The sequence below is a fragment of the Tessaracoccus oleiagri genome (assembly GCF_900103275.1).
In the GTDB taxonomy this organism is placed as follows: Bacteria; Actinomycetota; Actinomycetes; order Propionibacteriales; family Propionibacteriaceae; genus Arachnia; species Arachnia oleiagri.
In genome coordinates this window covers 740,573-758,117 of record NZ_FNGP01000001.1, presented here as the reverse complement: position 1 = coordinate 758,117, position 17,545 = coordinate 740,573, and the positions used below count along the sequence as shown (strand labels likewise).

15 protein-coding genes are annotated in these 17,545 nt (G+C 67.8%); 5 read left to right on the top strand and 10 right to left on the bottom strand.

The window, feature by feature from the left end; all coding sequences use genetic code 11:
* Nucleotides 1-3: 3 nt before the first annotated feature.
* From BLR46_RS03430 to BLR46_RS03420, 3 genes are all read left to right on the top strand, one after another.
* Complete coding sequence (locus tag BLR46_RS03430; protein WP_093248918.1) at nucleotides 4-936, top strand: alpha/beta hydrolase; 933 nt, start codon at nucleotides 4-6, stop codon at nucleotides 934-936.
* 114 nt (nucleotides 937-1,050) lie between these two features.
* Entirely contained in the window at nucleotides 1,051-1,275 is a 225-nt protein-coding gene (locus BLR46_RS15395) for a DUF5302 domain-containing protein (RefSeq protein WP_093248916.1), read from the top strand.
* A 76-nt stretch (nucleotides 1,276-1,351) separates the two neighbouring features.
* A complete protein-coding gene (locus BLR46_RS03420; RefSeq protein WP_093248915.1) occupies nucleotides 1,352-3,709 on the top strand; it encodes an ATP-binding cassette domain-containing protein in 2,358 nt (785 codons plus the stop codon).
* A 16-nt stretch (nucleotides 3,710-3,725) separates the two neighbouring features.
* Here the strand turns inward: BLR46_RS03420 and BLR46_RS15550 are convergent, their stop codons facing one another.
* The gene (locus BLR46_RS15550) at nucleotides 3,726-5,924 is read right to left on the bottom strand and encodes an ATP-dependent DNA ligase (RefSeq protein WP_093248913.1); all 2,199 of its coding nucleotides are present in this window, start codon (nucleotides 5,922-5,924) and stop codon (nucleotides 3,726-3,728) included.
* An 82-nt stretch (nucleotides 5,925-6,006) separates the two neighbouring features.
* On the bottom strand, nucleotides 6,007-6,531 hold the full coding sequence (locus BLR46_RS03410; protein WP_176761641.1) for a GtrA family protein: 525 nt from the start codon (nucleotides 6,529-6,531) through the stop codon (nucleotides 6,007-6,009).
* Nucleotides 6,532-6,696: 165 nt separating this feature from the next.
* Between BLR46_RS03410 and BLR46_RS03405 the strand changes: the two genes are divergently transcribed.
* The gene (locus tag BLR46_RS03405; RefSeq protein WP_093248910.1) at nucleotides 6,697-8,217 is read left to right on the top strand and encodes a molybdopterin-dependent oxidoreductase; all 1,521 of its coding nucleotides are present in this window, start codon (nucleotides 6,697-6,699) and stop codon (nucleotides 8,215-8,217) included.
* A gap of 9 nt (nucleotides 8,218-8,226) precedes the next feature.
* Nucleotides 8,227-8,469 (top strand): hypothetical protein, encoded by a 243-nt coding sequence (locus tag BLR46_RS03400; RefSeq protein WP_093248908.1) that lies wholly within the window; start codon nucleotides 8,227-8,229, stop codon nucleotides 8,467-8,469.
* Between the two features lie 460 nt (nucleotides 8,470-8,929).
* Here BLR46_RS03400 and BLR46_RS03395 read toward each other — a convergent pair whose 3' ends face one another.
* The 8 genes from BLR46_RS03395 to BLR46_RS03360 form a co-directional block, all read right to left on the bottom strand.
* Nucleotides 8,930-10,255, bottom strand: coding sequence for a glycoside hydrolase family 32 protein (locus BLR46_RS03395; protein WP_093248906.1), 1,326 nt, complete (start codon nucleotides 10,253-10,255; stop codon nucleotides 8,930-8,932).
* Nucleotides 10,256-10,286: 31 nt separating this feature from the next.
* Nucleotides 10,287-11,876: an extracellular solute-binding protein gene (locus tag BLR46_RS03390; protein WP_093248904.1), complete on the bottom strand. Its 1,590-nt coding sequence runs from the start codon at nucleotides 11,874-11,876 to the stop codon at nucleotides 10,287-10,289.
* A 26-nt stretch (nucleotides 11,877-11,902) separates the two neighbouring features.
* Nucleotides 11,903-12,835, bottom strand: coding sequence for a carbohydrate ABC transporter permease (locus BLR46_RS03385; protein ID WP_093248902.1), 933 nt, complete (start codon nucleotides 12,833-12,835; stop codon nucleotides 11,903-11,905).
* Between the two features lie 5 nt (nucleotides 12,836-12,840).
* Nucleotides 12,841-13,650: an ABC transporter permease gene (locus BLR46_RS03380; RefSeq protein ID WP_218118298.1), complete on the bottom strand. Its 810-nt coding sequence runs from the start codon at nucleotides 13,648-13,650 to the stop codon at nucleotides 12,841-12,843.
* Nucleotides 13,651-13,859: 209 nt separating this feature from the next.
* On the bottom strand, nucleotides 13,860-14,882 hold the full coding sequence (locus BLR46_RS03375) for a LacI family DNA-binding transcriptional regulator (RefSeq protein ID WP_218118297.1): 1,023 nt from the start codon (nucleotides 14,880-14,882) through the stop codon (nucleotides 13,860-13,862).
* A 135-nt stretch (nucleotides 14,883-15,017) separates the two neighbouring features.
* Nucleotides 15,018-15,302 carry a FeoC-like transcriptional regulator gene (locus tag BLR46_RS03370; protein ID WP_093248898.1) on the bottom strand — a complete coding sequence of 95 codons (285 nt, stop codon included), beginning with the start codon at nucleotides 15,300-15,302 and terminating at the stop codon, nucleotides 15,018-15,020.
* Complete coding sequence (feoB, locus tag BLR46_RS03365; RefSeq protein ID WP_093248896.1) at nucleotides 15,299-17,239, bottom strand: ferrous iron transport protein B; 1,941 nt, start codon at nucleotides 17,237-17,239, stop codon at nucleotides 15,299-15,301. The genes BLR46_RS03370 and feoB overlap by 4 nt, the downstream gene beginning before the upstream one ends.
* The gene (locus BLR46_RS03360) at nucleotides 17,236-17,493 is read right to left on the bottom strand and encodes a FeoA family protein (RefSeq protein ID WP_093248894.1); all 258 of its coding nucleotides are present in this window, start codon (nucleotides 17,491-17,493) and stop codon (nucleotides 17,236-17,238) included. The genes feoB and BLR46_RS03360 overlap by 4 nt, the downstream gene beginning before the upstream one ends.
* Nucleotides 17,494-17,545 lie beyond the last annotated feature (52 nt).

Sequence of the window (17,545 nt, the reverse complement as noted above, 5' to 3'; positions counted from 1 at the left end):
CCCATGCACACAGAGTCCGCACGGCTCGCAGCCGAGACCCCCATCAGCTTCACCTCCGGGCGCGCCACCCTTGCAGGCACCCTCGAGATGCCTGCCGTCCCGCCCGTCGGCGCCGCCCTTCTCATCCCCGGCTCGGGCGAGGTGGACCGCGACAGTGACCACCGCAAGCTCCCCATCAGCGTGACCCGGCACCTCGCCGAGTCGCTGGCGGGCCGCGGGTTCGCGTCGCTGCGGTACGACAAGCGCGGCGTGGGCGAGTCGACCGGCTCCTTCCTCGAGACCGGCTTCCGCGACAACACCGACGACGCCGAGGCGGCGCTCGCGGAGCTCGGCCGACAGTTGCCCGGCGTGCCGCTGTTCGTCGTCGGCCACAGCGAGGGCGCCATGCACGCCACCCTGCTCGCGGCCCGGCACCCGGAACTGGCCGGCGCCGTGCTGCTGGCGGCGCCCGGCACCACCGGCGAGGAGACCATGTTCTGGCAGGGTGTGCAGATCAGCGAGTCGATGGCGCCGTTCACGAAGCGGCTGCTGAAGCTGTTCCGTCTCGACATCCCAAAGCTGCAGCGCAAGGCTGTCGCGAAGATCAAGGCCACCACCACCGATGTCGCCCGCATCCAGCTGCAGAAGGCGAACGCCAAGTGGCAGCGGGAGTTCCTCGCCCACGACCCGCGTGGGGACCTGCGTCGCATCACCGTCCCGGTGCTCGCCGTCACCGGCGGGAAGGACATCCAGGTCAACCCCGACGACCTGGCGATCATCCGCGACCTCGTTACCGGCCCCGTGGAGACGCGCCGCCCCGACGACCTCACGCACCTCCTCCGCAACGAGCCGGGCAAGCCGTCGCTGTCGAACTACAAGAAGCTCGCCAAGCAGCCCACCGACCCGGAGCTGCTGCGAATCGTCGGAGACTGGCTCGTCGCACGCGTCGGAGCCTGACCGCCGGGCGCCAAAGATCCTGATTTCCGTTGCCTGGACCACGGTAATCAGGATCCTTGCGGTGAATCCGCCTCACTGTTTACGCGCGGGCAGCCCTCCCCGTACGCTGGGCAGATGACCGAGCCCAAGCCCGACGACGTCCCGCAGGAGCCCGACGCGGGCAGCCAGCCCGAGCGGGAGGCGCCGCTCGATCCCAAGGAAGCCATGCGCCAGGCGCTGGAGCGGAAGAAGGCGGCCGAGCACGGTGGACGCCCCGGCACCCATGCGGACCGCGGCCAGGCGCACGCCCACGGCCAGGTGGGCGGGAAGCGGGAGTTCCGCCGCAAGTCGGGCAGCTGAGCCCAAGTGGCGTCCGCCGTCCGCGCGGGGCGGACTACGGTGGGCGTTCCGTGCCGGTTCTGATCTGAGGAGTCCCATGACCCACGTTGCCGACAGCCACGACACCATCCGCGTCGAGGGCGCGCGCGAGAACAATCTCCGCGACGTGCACGTCGAGCTCCCGAAGCGGCGGCTCACCGTCTTCACCGGCGTCTCGGGGTCGGGCAAGTCGTCGCTGGTGTTCGACACCATCGCGGCCGAGTCGCAGCGGATGATCAACGAGACGTACCCGGCGTTCGTGCAGGGCTTCATGCCCAACCTCGCGCAGCCCGACGTCGACCGCCTCGAGGGCCTGACGACGGCGATCATCGTCGACCAGGAGCGGATGGGCGCCAACCAGCGCTCCACCGTCGGCACCGCCACCGACGCGAACGCCCTGCTGAGGCGGCTGTTCTCGCAGATCGGCGACCCCCACATCGGCTCCCCCAACGCGTTCAGCTTTAACGTTCCGTCGGCCGTCGGGTCCGGCATGCTCAAGGTCCAGAAGGGGCCGGGGAAGCCGCAGGCCGAGCGCGCAGAGTTCCACATCCTGGGCGGCATGTGTCCCCGGTGCGAGGGCATCGGCAACATCTCCGACCTCGCCCTCGACGAGCTGTACGACGACACGAAGTCGCTGCGCGAGGGGCCGTTCAAGATCCCGGGCTACAACCCCGACGGCTGGAACGTGAAGATCTTCGTCGACAGCGGCTTCTTCGACCCCGACAAGCCCATCCGCGACTACAGCGAGCGCGAACTGCAGGACTTCCTGTACCGCGAGAACACCAAGGTGAAGTTCAACAACATCAACATCACCTACAACGGCCTCGTCCCGTCGATCCAGAGGACGTTCCTCAGCAAGGACCGCGAGGCGATGCAGCCCCACATCCGCGCCTTCGTCGACCGCGCGGTGACGTTCAAGGTGTGCCCCGAGTGCGACGGCACCCGCCTCGCGCCGGAAGCCCGCTCGTCGAAGATCAAGGGCATCAACATCGCCGACGCCTGCCGCATGCAGATCACCGACCTGCTCGAGTGGGTCCGCGGGATCGACGACGCCCGCGTCGCCCCGCTGGTGCGCAACCTCGTCGAACTGCTGCAGTCGTTCGTCGAGATCGGGCTCGGCTACCTGTCGCTCGAGCGCCCCGCCGGCACGCTGTCGGGCGGCGAGGCGCAGCGCACCAAGATGATCCGCCACCTCGGCTCGTCGCTCACCGACGTCACCTACATCTTCGACGAGCCCACCGCCGGCCTCCACCCCGCCGACGTGGAGAAGATGAACCAGCTCCTGCTCCAGCTGCGCGACAAGGGCAACACCGTCCTGGTCGTGGAGCACAAGCCGGAGGTCATGGTGATCGCCGACCACGTCGTCGACCTCGGCCCTCGAGCGGGCTCCGCCGGCGGCGAGGTGGTGTTCGAGGGCACCGTCGACGAGCTCCGCCGCGCGGACACCCTGACCGGCCGGCATTTCGACCACCGCGCCCAGCTGAAGCCGAAGACCCGCAAGCCCAAGGGCGCCATCGAGATCCGCGACGCCAGCACCCACAACCTCAAGGACGTCGACGTGGACGTCCCCCTCGGCTGCCTCACCGTCATCACCGGCGTCGCGGGATCGGGCAAGAGCTCGCTCATCGAGGGCTCCATGCCGCGCGACCTGGAGATCGTCTACGTCGACCAGTCGCCGATCCGGGGCTCACGCCGCTCGAACCCGGCGACGTACACGTCGCTGCTGGAGCCGGTGCGGAAGGCGTTCGCGAAGGCCAACGGCGTGAAGCCCGCCCTCTTCTCCGCGAACTCCGACGGCGCCTGCCCCACTTGCAAGGGCAACGGCATGGTCTACACCGACCTCGGCCCCATGTCGACCGTCGCCACCCTCTGCGTCGAGTGCGAGGGCCGCCGCTTCCAGGCCGAGGTGCTGGAGTACACGCTCGGCGGCAAGAACATCGCCGAGGTCTACGAGATGTCCGTCGACGAGGCGCTCCCCTTCTTCTCCGAGGGCGACGCGAAGGTCCCGGCCGCCGCGAAGATCCTCGATCGGCTGGCCGACGTGGGCCTCGGCTACATCGCGCTCGGGCAGCAGCTGTCCAGCCTCTCCGGCGGCGAGCGGCAGCGGCTCAAGCTCGCCACCCACATGGCCGACAGGGGCGGCACCTACGTCCTCGACGAACCCACCACCGGCCTGCACCTGGCCGACGTGGACCAACTGCTCGCGCTGCTGGACCGGCTCGTCGACGGCGGCAAGTCGGTGATCGTCATCGAGCACCACCAGGCCGTGATGGCGCACGCCGACTGGATCATCGACCTCGGCCCCGGCGCCGGCCACGACGGCGGCGAGGTGGTCTTCGAGGGGACGCCCGCCGAGCTCGTCGAGCAGCGCGCCACCCTCACGGGCGAGCACCTGGCCCGCTACGTCGGCCGCTGAGGCCGGCGCAGGAACGTCAGCCGGCCCGCGGTTCGCCGAGCACGTCGGCGAGGTTGTACTTCACCGGCTCCTCGAGCTGCTCGTAGGTGCACGACTCCGGCGTCCGGTCCGGGCGCCAGCGGACGAACTGGGCGGTGTGCCGGAACCGGTCTCCCTCCATGTGGTCGTAGCGGACCTCGACGACGAGCTCCGGGCTGAGCGGTGTGAACGAGAGGTCCTTCTTCGCGTTCCACCGGGAGTGCGCCGCGGCGCCCGGCGTGCGCGGGACCGGCTGGTCGCGCAGGTCCTCCGGCGTCTCCTCCGGCGCCGCCCAGGCCCAGGGGTGCTCGTCGAACGTGGTCACCAGCGGCTGCAGCTCCGTGAACAGCTCCCGACGGCGGCCCATCGGGAATGCGCCGATAACACCGACGGAGTTGAGCGCGCCGTTCTCGTCGTAGAGGCCGAGCAGCAGCGACCCGACCGCGTCGGTCTCCCCCTTGTACAGCCGGTAGCCGGCGACGACGCAGTCCGCGGTTCGCTCGTGCTTGATCTTCCACATGACCCGCTTGTCCTCGACGTACGGCTCGTCGAGGGGCTTGGCGATCACCCCGTCGAGTCCCGCACCCTCGAACTGCTCGAACCACTGCTTCGCCAGCTCGCGGTCGTCGGTTGCCTGCGTCAGGTGGATCGGCGGCCGCACGACGGCCAGCGCCTCGACGAGCGCCTCGCGTCGCTCCCGGAACGGCCGCTCGGCGAAGTTGGTCTTGCCGAGCGCCAGCAGGTCGAAGGCGACGAAGCTCGCGGGCCACTGCTTGCTGAGCTTCTTGATCCGCGACTCCGCGGGGTGGATCCGCTGCTGCAGGAGGTCGAAGTTGAGGCGGCTGCCGTCCGGGTCGACGAGGACGATCTCGCCGTCGATCACGCACGGGTCGGGGAAGTTCGCCTTCACCGCCTCCACCAGCTCGGGGAAGTATCGCGTCATCGGGCGCGAGTTGCGGCTGCCGAGCTCCACCCGGTCTCCCGAGCGCCAGATGATCGTGCGGAAGCCGTCCCACTTCGGCTCGAACAGCACGTCCGCCTTCGGGAAGTCCTTGACCAGCTTCGCGAGCATCGGCCCGAAAGGCGGCGTGATCGGCGTGCCCCACTCCGCGTCGCGCTCGGCCTTGGGCGCGAGGTAGTCCTCCTCGGGCCGGTCCGCCTTCCGCTTCGACGGCGGCACCCGCGGCGGCTCGCCGGGCATCTTGGGATAGTCGGGCGGGAAGTTCAGCTCCCCGAGCCCGCGCTCGAGGTCGGCCTCCCACAGCGCGAGCGCGCCGGCCACGTCGCCGGGCTCCTCGTCGATCGACGTCCAGGGGCAGGGTCGGTCGGCGAGCAGTCCGGGGACGGTGCGGACGGTGAAGGCCGCGGGGTCCGCGTCGCGGAGTTCCTCCCAGGTGAGCGGGGTGGAGACCGGCGCCCACGCCAGCGGGCGGGGCGAGTACGCGGCGGCGATCGTGCGGTCGCGGTTGGCCTGGTTGAAGTCGACGAACACCCGCTCGCCGCGCTCCTCCTTCCACCACGACGTGGTGACCAGGTCCGGCAGCCGGCGCTCCAGCTCCCGGGCGATGCCGATCACGCCGTGCCGGACGTCCTGGAACTCGTGCGTCGGGCGGATGCGGGCGTAGACGTGGACGCCGCGGTTGCCGGAGGTCTTCGCGAACGCCTTCAGCCCCACCTCGGCCATCACCTCGCGCAGGGCGAAGGCGGCCTCGACAGCGTCGCGGAACCCGCGGCCGGGCTGCGGGTCCAGGTCGATGCGCAGCTCGTCGGGATTGTCGAGGTTCGCGGTGCGCACCGGCCACGGGTGGAACGTGATCGTGCCCATCTGCGCCGCCCACGCGAGCGCGGCCGGCTCGTCGAACGCCAGTTGCTCGTGGCGCCGGCGCGACGGGTAGGTGCACATGACCCGTCGGATGTACGACGGCGCACCCTGCGGCGGGCGCTTGCTGAAGAACTCCTCGCCGCCGACCCCCTCCGGGAACCGCTGCAGCGTCATCGGGCGGTCGCCGTTCAGGCGCAGGAAGGGGGCCGCCACCGCGAGGAGGTAGTCGGCGAGGTCCTTCTTGGTCACCGCGGGGGCCGGGCCGTGCTCGTCGGACTTGGTCAGGGCAGGCCACAGCTCCTTGGTGGGGCTGCTGAGCCTCACCTCTCGCTTGCCGTCGGGTCCGTCCACTTCGAGCACCAGGGCATCGGCCATGGGCGACAGGCTATCCCAGCGTGCGTCCGGAGCCGGGGGATTCGTGGGTCCCGGCCGGTTCGCCTGCGCGGAAGGCCGCCGCTCAGACACCCATCGCCGGCTCGACGGCCGGGGTCGGGGCCGCGGCGACGAGCAGGCGGGCGCGGCGGCGGAAGACCCAGAGCCGCGAGCAGAGGTAGATGTAGACGCCCTCGGCGGCGCCGGCGAGGACCCGGGAGACGAGATAGTGCACGCCCGCCCACTCGAGGAAGCTGGAGAAGCCGACGATCCAGATCAGGTAGTTGCTCACCATGACGAGCACGTACTTGCCGGACTGCTTGCCGACGTCGCCGCGGGCGCGGAAGTTGAGCACCTTGTTGAGCCCGAACGCGATCGCGGCGGCGATGCCGAAGCTGATGCTGACCGCGAAGGGGTACGGCAGGCCCATGATGTGGTGGGTGAGCCAGAGGAGGAAGAGGTCGAGTCCGAAGGTGCTGAGGTTGATCATCGCGAAGCCGACGAACGTCTTCGGCAACCAGCGACCCAGGAACCCGGGCAACACCGAGTGCACGCGCGCGGTGAACCTTCCGAAGGCTTCGGCCGCGGGCCCGTAGGTCGTGTCACTCACGTCCGCCATTATGCGTCGCGACCCCAAGCATCGCCGCATCGAGCCTGAATCTTGCCTTGAGGCTCGCTTAACCGACCCCGCCCGAAGGCTTTTTCCGAAGAATTGGTATTAATACGACAAGTCGTCGTATAGTTCCGTCCAGCACAGTTCTTCACGGGAGAAGACATGAACCCAGATTTTCCGATCTGGCTCCGCGCGAGCCACCTGATCAACTTCGTCCTCATCGGCATGCTGCTCCGCAGCGGCTGGGAGATCCTCTCGTCCCTGCCCCGCCTCTGGTGGAGCAACGACTCGGCCCCCGGCAAGGAGTGGCTGAAGTTCACCAAGCGCGAGCTGCCGAAGGAGGAGGGCGTCTACACCTCCCTCATGGACGAGAAGAGCCTGCACCCGCTGCTGGCCCTCCCCGGACGCGAGAACATCGGCCTCGGCCGCCACTGGCACGGGCTCGCCGCGTCGCTGTGGCTGCTCAACGGCCTCGTCTACGTGGTGCTGCTGTTCGCCACCGGCCTCTGGCGGCGCATCATCCCCACCTCCTGGGAGGTGTTCCCCGACGCGTGGGACTCCCTGCTGGTCTACCTGAGCTTCCGCACGCCCGGCATCGAGCACTTCACGCCGTACGACTCGCTGCAGATGCTCGGCTACACCTTCGTCGTCTTCATCCTCGCCCCCAGCATGGTCCTCACCGGCCTCGGCATGTCGCCGGCCATCCGCTCGCGCTTCCCGTGGTACGTGAAGGCCCTCGGCGGCCACCAGGGCGCCCGCTCGCTGCACTTCATCGCCATGGTCCTGATGGCCGGCTTCATCGTCATGCACGTCGGCCTGGTGTTCCTGGTCCACCGCGAGAACAACCTCGTGCACATGGTGTTCGGTGACGTCGACACCGCCCGCGCCGGCCAGGCCCTGTTCATCGTCGTGATCACGATCGTGCTCGTGCTGCTGTTCTGGTTCTTCCTCAGCTACTGGAGCCTCGCCGACCGCGTCCGCGCCCACAAGTTCCTCGTGAACGCCACCGAGCCCGTCCGCAAGGGGGTCTTCGGCTGGATGCGCCCCCGCGGCTCCACGCAGAACGTCTACACCGAGAAGGACATCTCCGGCTTCCACTGGACCAACGGCCTCCCGCCCACGGCAGAGGAGTCCCAGGAGTGGCTCGACGCGCGCGACTCCGGCGACTGGCACGGCTGGACCATCACGATCGGCGACGACATCAACGGCACCGAGAAGGTCCTCACCCTCGACGACCTGCGCAAGCTGCCCAAGCACGAGTACATCGCCACCCACACCTGCATGCAGGGCTGGTCGGCCACCTCCAAGTGGGCCGGCGTGAAGCTGAAGGACCTCATGCCGCTGCTCGGCCCCCGCCCCGAGGGCGCGAACTACATCATGATCGACTCCTACGGCCTCGCCCAGAAGATGTACGACAACCGTCCGCGCGAGCCCTTCTACGCCGTCGTCGACATGGACATGTACAACGAGGACGACACGGTGCTCGCCTACGAACGCAACGGGAAGCCACTCGAACTGCACCTCGGCGCCCCCGCGCGGCTCCGCGTCGAGTCCAACCACGGCTACAAGATGGTCAAGTGGGTGAAGTCGATCCGCTGGATCAAGGACTACGCGGACTACGGCGACGGCCGGGGCGGCACCCGCGAGGACTCCGCGCTGCAGGCCTTCAACGGCCGCATCTAGGAGCGATGGATGAACACGCACCTGGTCTCCACCACGTACCGGATCGCGGGCATCCGCGGCGACCTGGACGTCAAGTGGGTCCTGCAGGAACTGTTCGACATCTTCACAGAGCAGGGCATCGGTCAGGCGACCGTGGAAATCGCGGGCGACGAGCAGGTGCTCGTCGTGAAGCACAAGCCTGACCAGGTGCCCGACCGGAAGGTGATCGCCGAGGCGATGGGGAAAGCAGGCAACTTCCAGCTCCTCGACTGACCGCCTCCCTCCCCCAACAGATCGTCCCCGCACCGGAATCCCGAACCGGTGCGGGGACGAACTGTGTTGCCGTGGTGGTTCAGAGGCTAGCCACCACTGGCTACCGGCACATTGATGTCGTCCACGCTCAGGTGCCCGAGACCACCGGTGGCGTTGTCGACGACCTCCAGGTAGAGCCGCTGAAGGCGGTGCCCTCGACGACCTCCCAGCCGGCCAGGTCTCCTGTTTCGAAACTCGGGTTCTCAATGGAGTTGGGGGGCAGCGCCATCGCGTCGTGCACTGGGAAGACCAGCCCTGCGGCAAGGAGGGCAGTAGCCACCCCCCAAGGCGCCATTGTTCGAGCGTTCCGCCGCCCGACGGGTGTTCGTCGTCCTTGAAGTTTCATCAGCGTTGATCCTCTTCGTATTGCAGTGGGTACGTTGCTCACGCCCATCAAGCGATGGGCGTGAAGAGACACGTGTCAGGAGCGGCTGACTGCCGCAGGCGTGACGATGCGCGCGGGACCTTGGACGGGGAACGTCTGCATCGAGATGGATATGAGACCGTCGTCGAGGAAGACCTCGATGAGTCCGTGATCCTCCAGAACCACACCGCGAGCGGTGCCCGGGGGGTGGGGAATCGGGTTGGTGGTGGGAATGCCGCCGTGAACGCTGTGAGGGTCCGCGGCGGAGCGGTCGAGGATGAGGCCGCCATCCGGGGTGCGCGAGAGCACGACGCGGCTGGGGTTCTCCCCTTCGCCCGTCTCGATCGCGATCTCGTCGCCGGGGTCCAGCGCGAAATCGAAGCGGTTGATGCCATCGGGAAGGCTGTCGGGCAGGACCGGCCGTTGCCGAAGCCGGAGCCCTCGATCCGTCGTCACGAGGCTGAGTCGGCGCGCCACGGTCATCGCCGACTGCCACGGGAATGTCGGGGTGTCGTTGGAGTAGAGCCAGTTCGCCATCCACGCGATGATGAGCGGCTCGTCGGCACCATGGAAGGAGACGGCCGCGTAGAAGTCGGGACCGTAGTCGAGCCAACGCGGGCCGTCGAGGTCCTGGGTGAACGTCTCACCATCGAAGTCGCCGACGAAATAGCGCATGCCCGAACCACCGGAGTAGCCGCCGGGATTCGTGCTGAGCAGCAGGACCCAGCTCGAGGCATCGGAACCCTCTATCGGCACCTCGATCAGGTCGGGGCACTCCCAGAGCACCCCCTCCTCCCCCACGGGCCCGAAGCTGCTCGCGTGCTCCCAGTCGAGGAGGTTCGGCGATGTGTAGACGAGGACTTGGCGGTCCTTCGCCTCGACGACCACCATCGCCCAGCGCTCGGTCGGCCCGTGCCAGAAGACCTTCGGATCGCGGAAGTCGGCGGACCCACGGTCAATGACGGGGTTGCCCTCGTACCTTGTCCAGGTGTCACCGCCGTCGACGCTGTAGGCGATCGACTGCGCCTGCTGCCGGGGCCTGGTCGGGTGCTCGGACGTGTACGCGCTGGTGAAGAAGGCGACGAGAGGACCCTCGTCACCGGATCCGAGTCCGGAGGTGTTGTGCCGATCCCAGACAGCCGATCCGGAGAATGCCATCTCCTCGGTGGTGGCAGGAATCGCCGTCGGCAACTCCTGCCACTCGACGAGATCCTTCGACACGGCATGGCCCCACCCGATGTTCCCCCAGAGCCGCCCGGTGGGGTTGCTCTGGAAGAACATGTGGTATTGCCCCTTGTGGAAGAGCAATCCATTGGGGTCGTTCATCCAGGTGTCGTCTGGTGTGAAGTGCACCGTGGGGCGGTACTCGGGAGTGTGGTCCATGGTCGGGCCCTGTCGTGTCTAGGTGATGGGATCAGTTGCTCTTGTAGCGGTCATAGGCGGTCTGGTAGACCTCCATGACCTGAGGGAGGCCGATCGACTCGAGCTGACCCAGGTAGGTCTCCCAGCCCTCGTCGATGGTGCCTTCGACGATCCACGTCGCGAACTGGCGTGTCACGAGCGTGTTGATCTCGGTCTGGGCGTCGCCGACCTGGGCCAGCTCCTCGTTGCTGAGCATGACCGGCGGGTAGGCGTCGTTGGCGCGGTGGGGCTCGTAGGACTCCTTGCACATGTCCTGGCGCTCCTTGGCGCGTGGCTCGGGGGCGACGACGTTCTCGAAGTCCTCGCGCGTGGTGATGCACGGGCCCATGGGGGCGACCTTCTGGCGACGCTCGCCCTCGGACTCGCCCGATTTCGCCGGGATCTGTACGAGGATGCCGTCCTTCTCCTCCAGGGTGACGCCGATCGGACCCCAGCGGACCTCGGCAGACATCACCGGATCGTAGAGACGATCGACCCAGCGCATCGTGGCATGGGGGGCCTTGTTGGCGCTCGTGATCGCGAACGCGCCGCGGTTGATCTCGGCGTAGTTCGAGACGGAGGCGCGCTGCTTGCCGTCGAAGCCCTTGAGCACACCGACGTGGACGTAGTCCTTCACGCGATCCTCGCCGACTGCCTCCTTCATCTCCCACCAGATGAACGAACCGAGCTTGACCGGATCGGCCTTGCCCTTCGCCAGGTAGGTGGGATCGTCCTGCGAGAAGCTCTCCGGATCGATGAGGCCCTCCTTGTACCACTCGCCGAGCTTGCGGACCGCCGTGCGCCACTCCTCCGTGCCGGCTGTGAAGATGACCTTGTCGTCCTGGACGATGCGGTGGTCGTTGTTGTCCGGCATGCCACCGATCGCGGCGATCAGGTCGGCGACGTTCGCACAGAAGGAGTCGACTCGGAAGGACAGCGGGATCACGTCGCCGCCGCGGGCCTTGAATGCGCGGAGCGCGTTCTCGTACTCGTCAATGGTGGCCGGGACGCCCAGACCGGCCTCGTCGAGCCACGTCTTGTTGATGAACAGGAAGTTGGGGAACGGCAGAATGCCGAGCTCCTCGACTGCGGGCAGGGTGTAGATGTGGCCGTCGGAGGCGGTGATGGCCGCTCGGATGTCGGGACGCTTGTCGAGGATGCCCTTGAGGTTCGGGGCGTACTCGTCGATGAGTCCCTCGAGCGGGATCAGGGTGCCGTTCGAGCCGTTCGTGACGACCTCACTGTCGGAGAGGCCGGTGTTGTAGAGGGCATCCGGCAGGTCGCCGGAGGCGAGCAGGAGGTTCTTCTTCTCGGCGTAGACGTTCTCGGGGAGGTTCTCCCACTGGACGTCGATGTTGGTGTCCTTCTTCCAACGCTGCACCAACTCCATGGTGTTGTAGTCGGGCGCGAGAGCGGACTTCGATCCGGAGAAGGCGAGCGGCATCGTCGTTTCGACGATCGGGAGGCCTTCCTTCTTGAAGCCGAAGGCATCGGACTCGTCGGCGAGAACGTCGTCACCGCCGCCGTTCGAGCAGCCGGCGACAGCGCCGGACACCGCGAGGGCTGCGAATCCGGCCAGAAGGCTGCGTCGCTTGATGAACATGTGGATTCCTTTCGGGGTTTTTGTGGTCACTTGAGCGCGCCGAGCGTGGCGCCCTTCACGAAGTACTTCTGGAGGAACGGGAAGATGATGAGCAGCGGCACCGTGGAGACGACGATCATTCCGTACTTGATGAGCTCACCCAGCCGCTGGGCGGCCGCGTAGGAATCGATCGATCCGGTGTCGAGGGAGGCGGACGCCTGGGACTGGACCAGGACGTTTCGCAGCACGAGCTGGAGCGGATACATGGCTTCGTCGTTGAGGTAGATCATCGCGTCGAAGTAGGAGTTCCAGTACGCGACGATGTGCGTCATCGCCATCAGCGCGATGAGCGGCTTCGTGAGCGGCAGCGCCACACGGAAGAAGAAGCGGAAGTCGTTGGCGCCGTCGATCTGGGCGGCTTCGCGGAGCTCGTCGGGCACGTTGGTCTGGAAGAAGGTGCGGGCGATGATGAGGTTCCAGACGCCGACGGCGCCCGGCAGGATCACGGCCCACATGGTGTTCAGGAGCCCGAGATCACGCACGACGAGGTATCGAGCGATCATGCCGCCGTCGAAGAACATGGTGATGATGAACAGGATCATGAAGAGGTTGCGGCCGGGCATGTCCTTGCGGGAGAGCGCGTAGCCGGTGCAGAGGATGATCGAGACGCTCACCAAGGTGCCGACGCTCGTGTAGAGGAGGGAGTTGACGACGCCGCGGAGGAGTGCGTCGTTCCTGAAGAGGGTCTCGTATCCCTCCATCGTGAAGCCTTGCGGCAGCAGCCAGACCTTGCCCTGGGCGATCAGGTTCGGGTCGCTGACGGAGGCGATCACGATGAAGTAGAGGGGGTAGATGATCGCGACGGCGGCCAGCAGCAGGATGCCGACGGTGACCACGTTGAACACTGGGTCGGCCAAGCGCGAGACGAGACCGTCGCGACGGTTGAGGGGCGCGTGTGCGGGAGGAAGTTGCGTAGTCATGCTGCTCACCAGAGGGATGCCTGATTGGCCTTCTTGGCCACCTGGTTGAAGGTGATGAGAAGGATCAGATTGAGGACGGAGTTGAAGAGACCAATGGCTGCCGAGTAGCTGAACTGAGCCTGCTGCAGCCCGATCTTGTAGACGTAGGTGTTGATGATCTCCGACGTCTCCAGGTTGAGCGGCGTCTGCATGAGGTAGACCTTCTCGAAGCCCAGGTTGAAGATGTTGCCGATGGCGAGGACGAACAGGATCGTCACGACGGGCAGGATGCCGGGGATGTCGATGTGCCAGATACGCCGGAACTTGTTCGCGCCATCCATCTTCGCGGCCTCGTGCAGCGACGGGTCGATCGCCGTCAGCGCCGCCAGGTAGATGATCATCGAGAAGCCGGCGTTCTGCCAGATGTCGGAGCCGATGTAGAGCGGGCGGAACCACTCGGGGTTGCCCATGAAGAAGATCGGCTCTCCCCCGAAGAGCGTGAGCGCGTGGTTCACGAGGCCCGAGGAGGGGCTGAACAGCAGGAAGATCATGCCGACGACGACGACCACCGAGATGAACGACGGCGAGTAGAGCACGGTCTGGATGAACTTCTTGAACCGCTCCGACGGCAGCTGGTTCACGATCAAGGCCAGGATGATCGGGACCGGGAAGGCGACCAGGAGCCCCACCGTGTTGATCGTCAAGGTGTTGACGAGAAGGTCCTTGAACTGGAACGAGTTGATGAACCGCTCGAAGTGCGCGAGCCCCACCCACGGACTGCCGGTGAAGCCGGCCGCAGGATTGTAATTGCGGAACGCGATCTGCGCGCCATACATGGGCCAGTACTTGAAGATCGCCAGATAGATCAGACCCGGGGCGAGTAATACGTATAACTGCCACGAACGAAGCACAAGGGTGAGACGCGACGCCCCCTTTCGGGGCGAGGGGGGCGCTGCCGCGACCCCGGCCGGGGTGGGCAGCGGTTGCGGAGGCGACGTCGTCGTGGCCGTCGTCGTCGATGCGGAGTGCAGAGAAGAGGTGGATGTCATGCTGGAACCTTTGCTGACGCGACTGAGTGGCGTTCCTTCAGGGAACATTCGACCGTCAATTTCTTCGGCACCGTGCGCCGCTTGAGGACTTCCGTCACGGCGAGACGCCCCATTTCCACGAACGGGAGTTCGAAGGTCGTCAGGCGCGGTGAGAACATCGGAGCGAGGAGCGACTGGTCGTCGAAGCCGACGAGGCTGAGGTCGTCCGGGATCGCCACGTTGCGCATCCGGGCCGCGTGGTAAACGCCCAGCGCCGTGCGATCGTTGCCGCAGAAGATGGCCGTGGGCGCCTCCTCCTGGTCGAGCAGTTCGGCCCCGAACCGGAGTCCATCCTCGTAGCCGCCGGTACCGAATCGGAGCTGGCGGGACTCGAGCGCCACTCCCGCGTCGTTGAGCACCTCCGTGAACCCCTTCTGCCGGCCTGAAGCGGCCGGGAGTCGCGAGCCCTCTTCGGCGATGTTGATCATGGCGATGCGACGATGGCCGGCCTTGAGCAGGACCTCAGCCGCGGCACGCCCGCCGGCCACCTCGTCGGGGAAGATACTGGTGAGCCTGCCCTCAGCGTCCTGCGCGTTCACGCAGACGGCGGGAACACCCTCGAGCCCGTCCGGCGGCGTCACGATTCGGTGATACATGGATGCATAGATGACGCCGGCTACCCGGTAGGACTGCATCATCGACAGGGCGGCCTGCTCCAGACCGGCGTCGCCGACCGTGTCCAACGTCAGGAGCACGTGCCCACGTCGCCAGGCCTCCTGTTGGGCTCCCAGGATCATCTGCCCGGCGAACTCGGTGGAGGCCACCTCGTCGCCGATCAGGCCGATCATGCGCGACCGGCCCTCGCGGAGTACCTTCGCATGCACATTGGTCCGGTAGCCAAGGCGCTTGGCGGCTTCGAAGACGCGCTGGCTGGTTTGGGGCGAGACCCGTCCGGCGGAAGAACCGTTCAGGACGATGGACACCGTCGCCTGCGAGACGCCGGCTTCGGCCGCCACGTCATTCATGGTGGGCTGGTTCATCTTCGGCACCTCCCCGTTATTCGTATAACTGAGGACAGTACGCGGCGATGCAATCGCGTGTCAAGCAATTTCTCCGGTTGATTTTGCAACCACTTTTGGCGCTGGGCAGAGGGCGAGTCATATCGCCCTTCAGTCCTACGGGCGCGTCGCGAGGGTCAGCACGACGGGGCCCCTCCGCCCCGGCAGGGCGCCGGCCCCGCAGCCCGCACGACCGTCGGCGGTGCCGCTGGGACAAGTGCCGCAGCCGCCGTCCGGGCAGCCGCTGCCGAGCTGCTCAGCCGTGAGCCGGCCCATCCGCTGCAGATGCTCCAGCGCCGCGTCGACGACGTCCCTCGCCAACCCGGTGCGCTCAGCCACCGCGGCCCGGGAGCCCGCGCCGTCCGTGATCGCCGCGGCGACCAGCGCCAGCGGGCCGCTCACCAGAACAGCCTTCCGACCTGGAACACCGCCACCGCCAGCACCCAAGCGACGGAGAGCTGGACCGCCACCCCGAACGCGGTCCAGCGGGCGCCGATCTCGCGCCACTGCGCGGCCAGCGTCGCGACGCAGGGGGTGTAGGCAAGCAGGAACACCATGAACGCCCACACCGCCGGCAGGGGGTGGCCGCCGGAGGACTCGTCGAAGGAACGGCGGAGCTCGGCGCCGAGCTCGGCCCCGTCGCCGCCCGCCTCCGGGTCCGCCACGGCGTAGGTCTGGGCCCACGTCGAGATGATCGTCTCCTTGGCGACGAAGCCCGTCACCAGCGCGCCGGAGCTCTCCCACGACCCGAAGCCGGCGGGCGCGAAGACCGGGGCGACGGTCTCCGCGAGGGCCGCGTAGGCGGAGTCCTGGACGGGCACGTCGGCGAACTCGCCCTCGCCGCGCACGGGCCACGCCTGCAGCGCCCACACCACCACGACGGTGGCGAGGATGATGCCGGTGGCGGTCTGCAGGAAGCCCTTCAGCCGGATCCAGGTGGAGATCCCGACGAGCGACAGGGTGGGCCGCTGGTACGGCGGGAGGTCCATGATCAGCGGTTCGGAGCCCATGGCGCGCCAGAGCGTCTTCTTCAGCAGCAGGCCGGTGATGACGATCAGCGCGATGGAGACGAGGTACATGGCGAACACGACGGTGCCGGCGTTGTCCGGGAAGAACACCGCCCCGAGGAGCACGAACACCGTGAGCCGCGCCGAGCACGACGTGAACGGGACCAGCAGCGCGGTGAGCACCCGCTGGCGGCGGGTGGACAGCACCCGTGTGGCGGCGATGGCCGGCACGTTGCAGCCGAAGCCGACGATCAGCGGCAGGAACGCCTTGCCGGGCAGGCCGATGAGGCGCATGACGCGGTCGGAGACCACGGCCGCGCGGGCGAGATAGCCGGAGTCCTCCAGCAGCGCCAGGAGCACGAACATGATGGCCATCAGCGGCACGAAGGTCAGCACCATGCCGACGCCGGCGATCACCCCGTCGACGACCAGCCCGGTCACGATGCGCCCGGCCCCGAGGCCCCGGAGCGCGGTGCTCGTGAGGTCGCTCATCGGTCCGGCGACGAAGGTGTCGAGCGCGTCCTGCAGCGGGACGGCGACGGTGGTGGTCAGCTGGAAGACCGCCCACATCGTCGCCAGGAACAGCAACGGCCCCCAGACGACGTGCAGGGCGACGCGGTCGATGCGATCGGACCAGCTCTGCCCCGGCTTGGCGGTCTGTGTGGTGGCGCGGGCGACCGCGGACTCGATCCAGGCGAACCGGTCGTCGGCGAGCTCGAACTCCCCCAAGCCGGCCGGCACGGGTCGCGCAGCGGGGACGGGGGCGTCCAGTTGGGCGAGCACCGCGTCGTGGAGGCGGGCGAGCCCGGCGCGCCGTCGGGGATCGACGACGACCACCGGCACGGCGAGTTCGCGGCCGAGCGCCTCGGCGTCGACGGTGATGCCGCGGCGGCGGGCGACGTCGTCCATCGTCAGCGCGACGACGAGCCGCAGCGGCAGTTCCCGCAGTTGGGAGACAAGGTACAGCGACCGCGCGAGGTGGGCCGCGTCGACCGTGACGACGGTGACCTCCGGCAGCTCGCAGGCGGGCACGTCGACGAGCAGCGCGCGGGTGAGCTCCTCGTCGGGGGAAGCGGCGTCGAGGGAGTAGGCGCCGGGGAGGTCAACGAGGTCCATCACCCGTCGCCCCTTCCAGGCGCCGCGGCCGACCTCGACGCTGGTGCCGGGCCAGTTGCCGACGCTGCGCCGCGCGCCGGTCAGGGCGTTGAAGAGCGTGGACTTGCCGACGTTCGGCGCGCCCACCAGCGCCACCACCGGGGCCCCGGCGGGGGCGACGGCTCCGGTCCCGTCGCTGTGGCACGACGCGACCCGATGGGGCTGCGGCTCGGTCATGGACAGATGTGCAGGAATCGCAGGGTGTCGGCGTCGAGCGCGAGTTGCGACCCTGCAACTGCCACGACGCGGCCTCCTCCGGGTGTGCGCTGGCCCGCGACGATGCTGGCCCCGCGACGGATGCCGAGCTCGGCGAGGCGGCGCACGGTGCCGACGTTGCGTTCGTTTCGCACGACGCAGGTCACCACCCCGCCGTGTCCCGCACGGCAGGCGCCGAGTTCGACGCAGTCCGTGCACAGTTCCCCGATCGACATGCTGTCATCCTACGTATCGTAGTAAGGCCACCCTCACCCGGGGCGGGATACA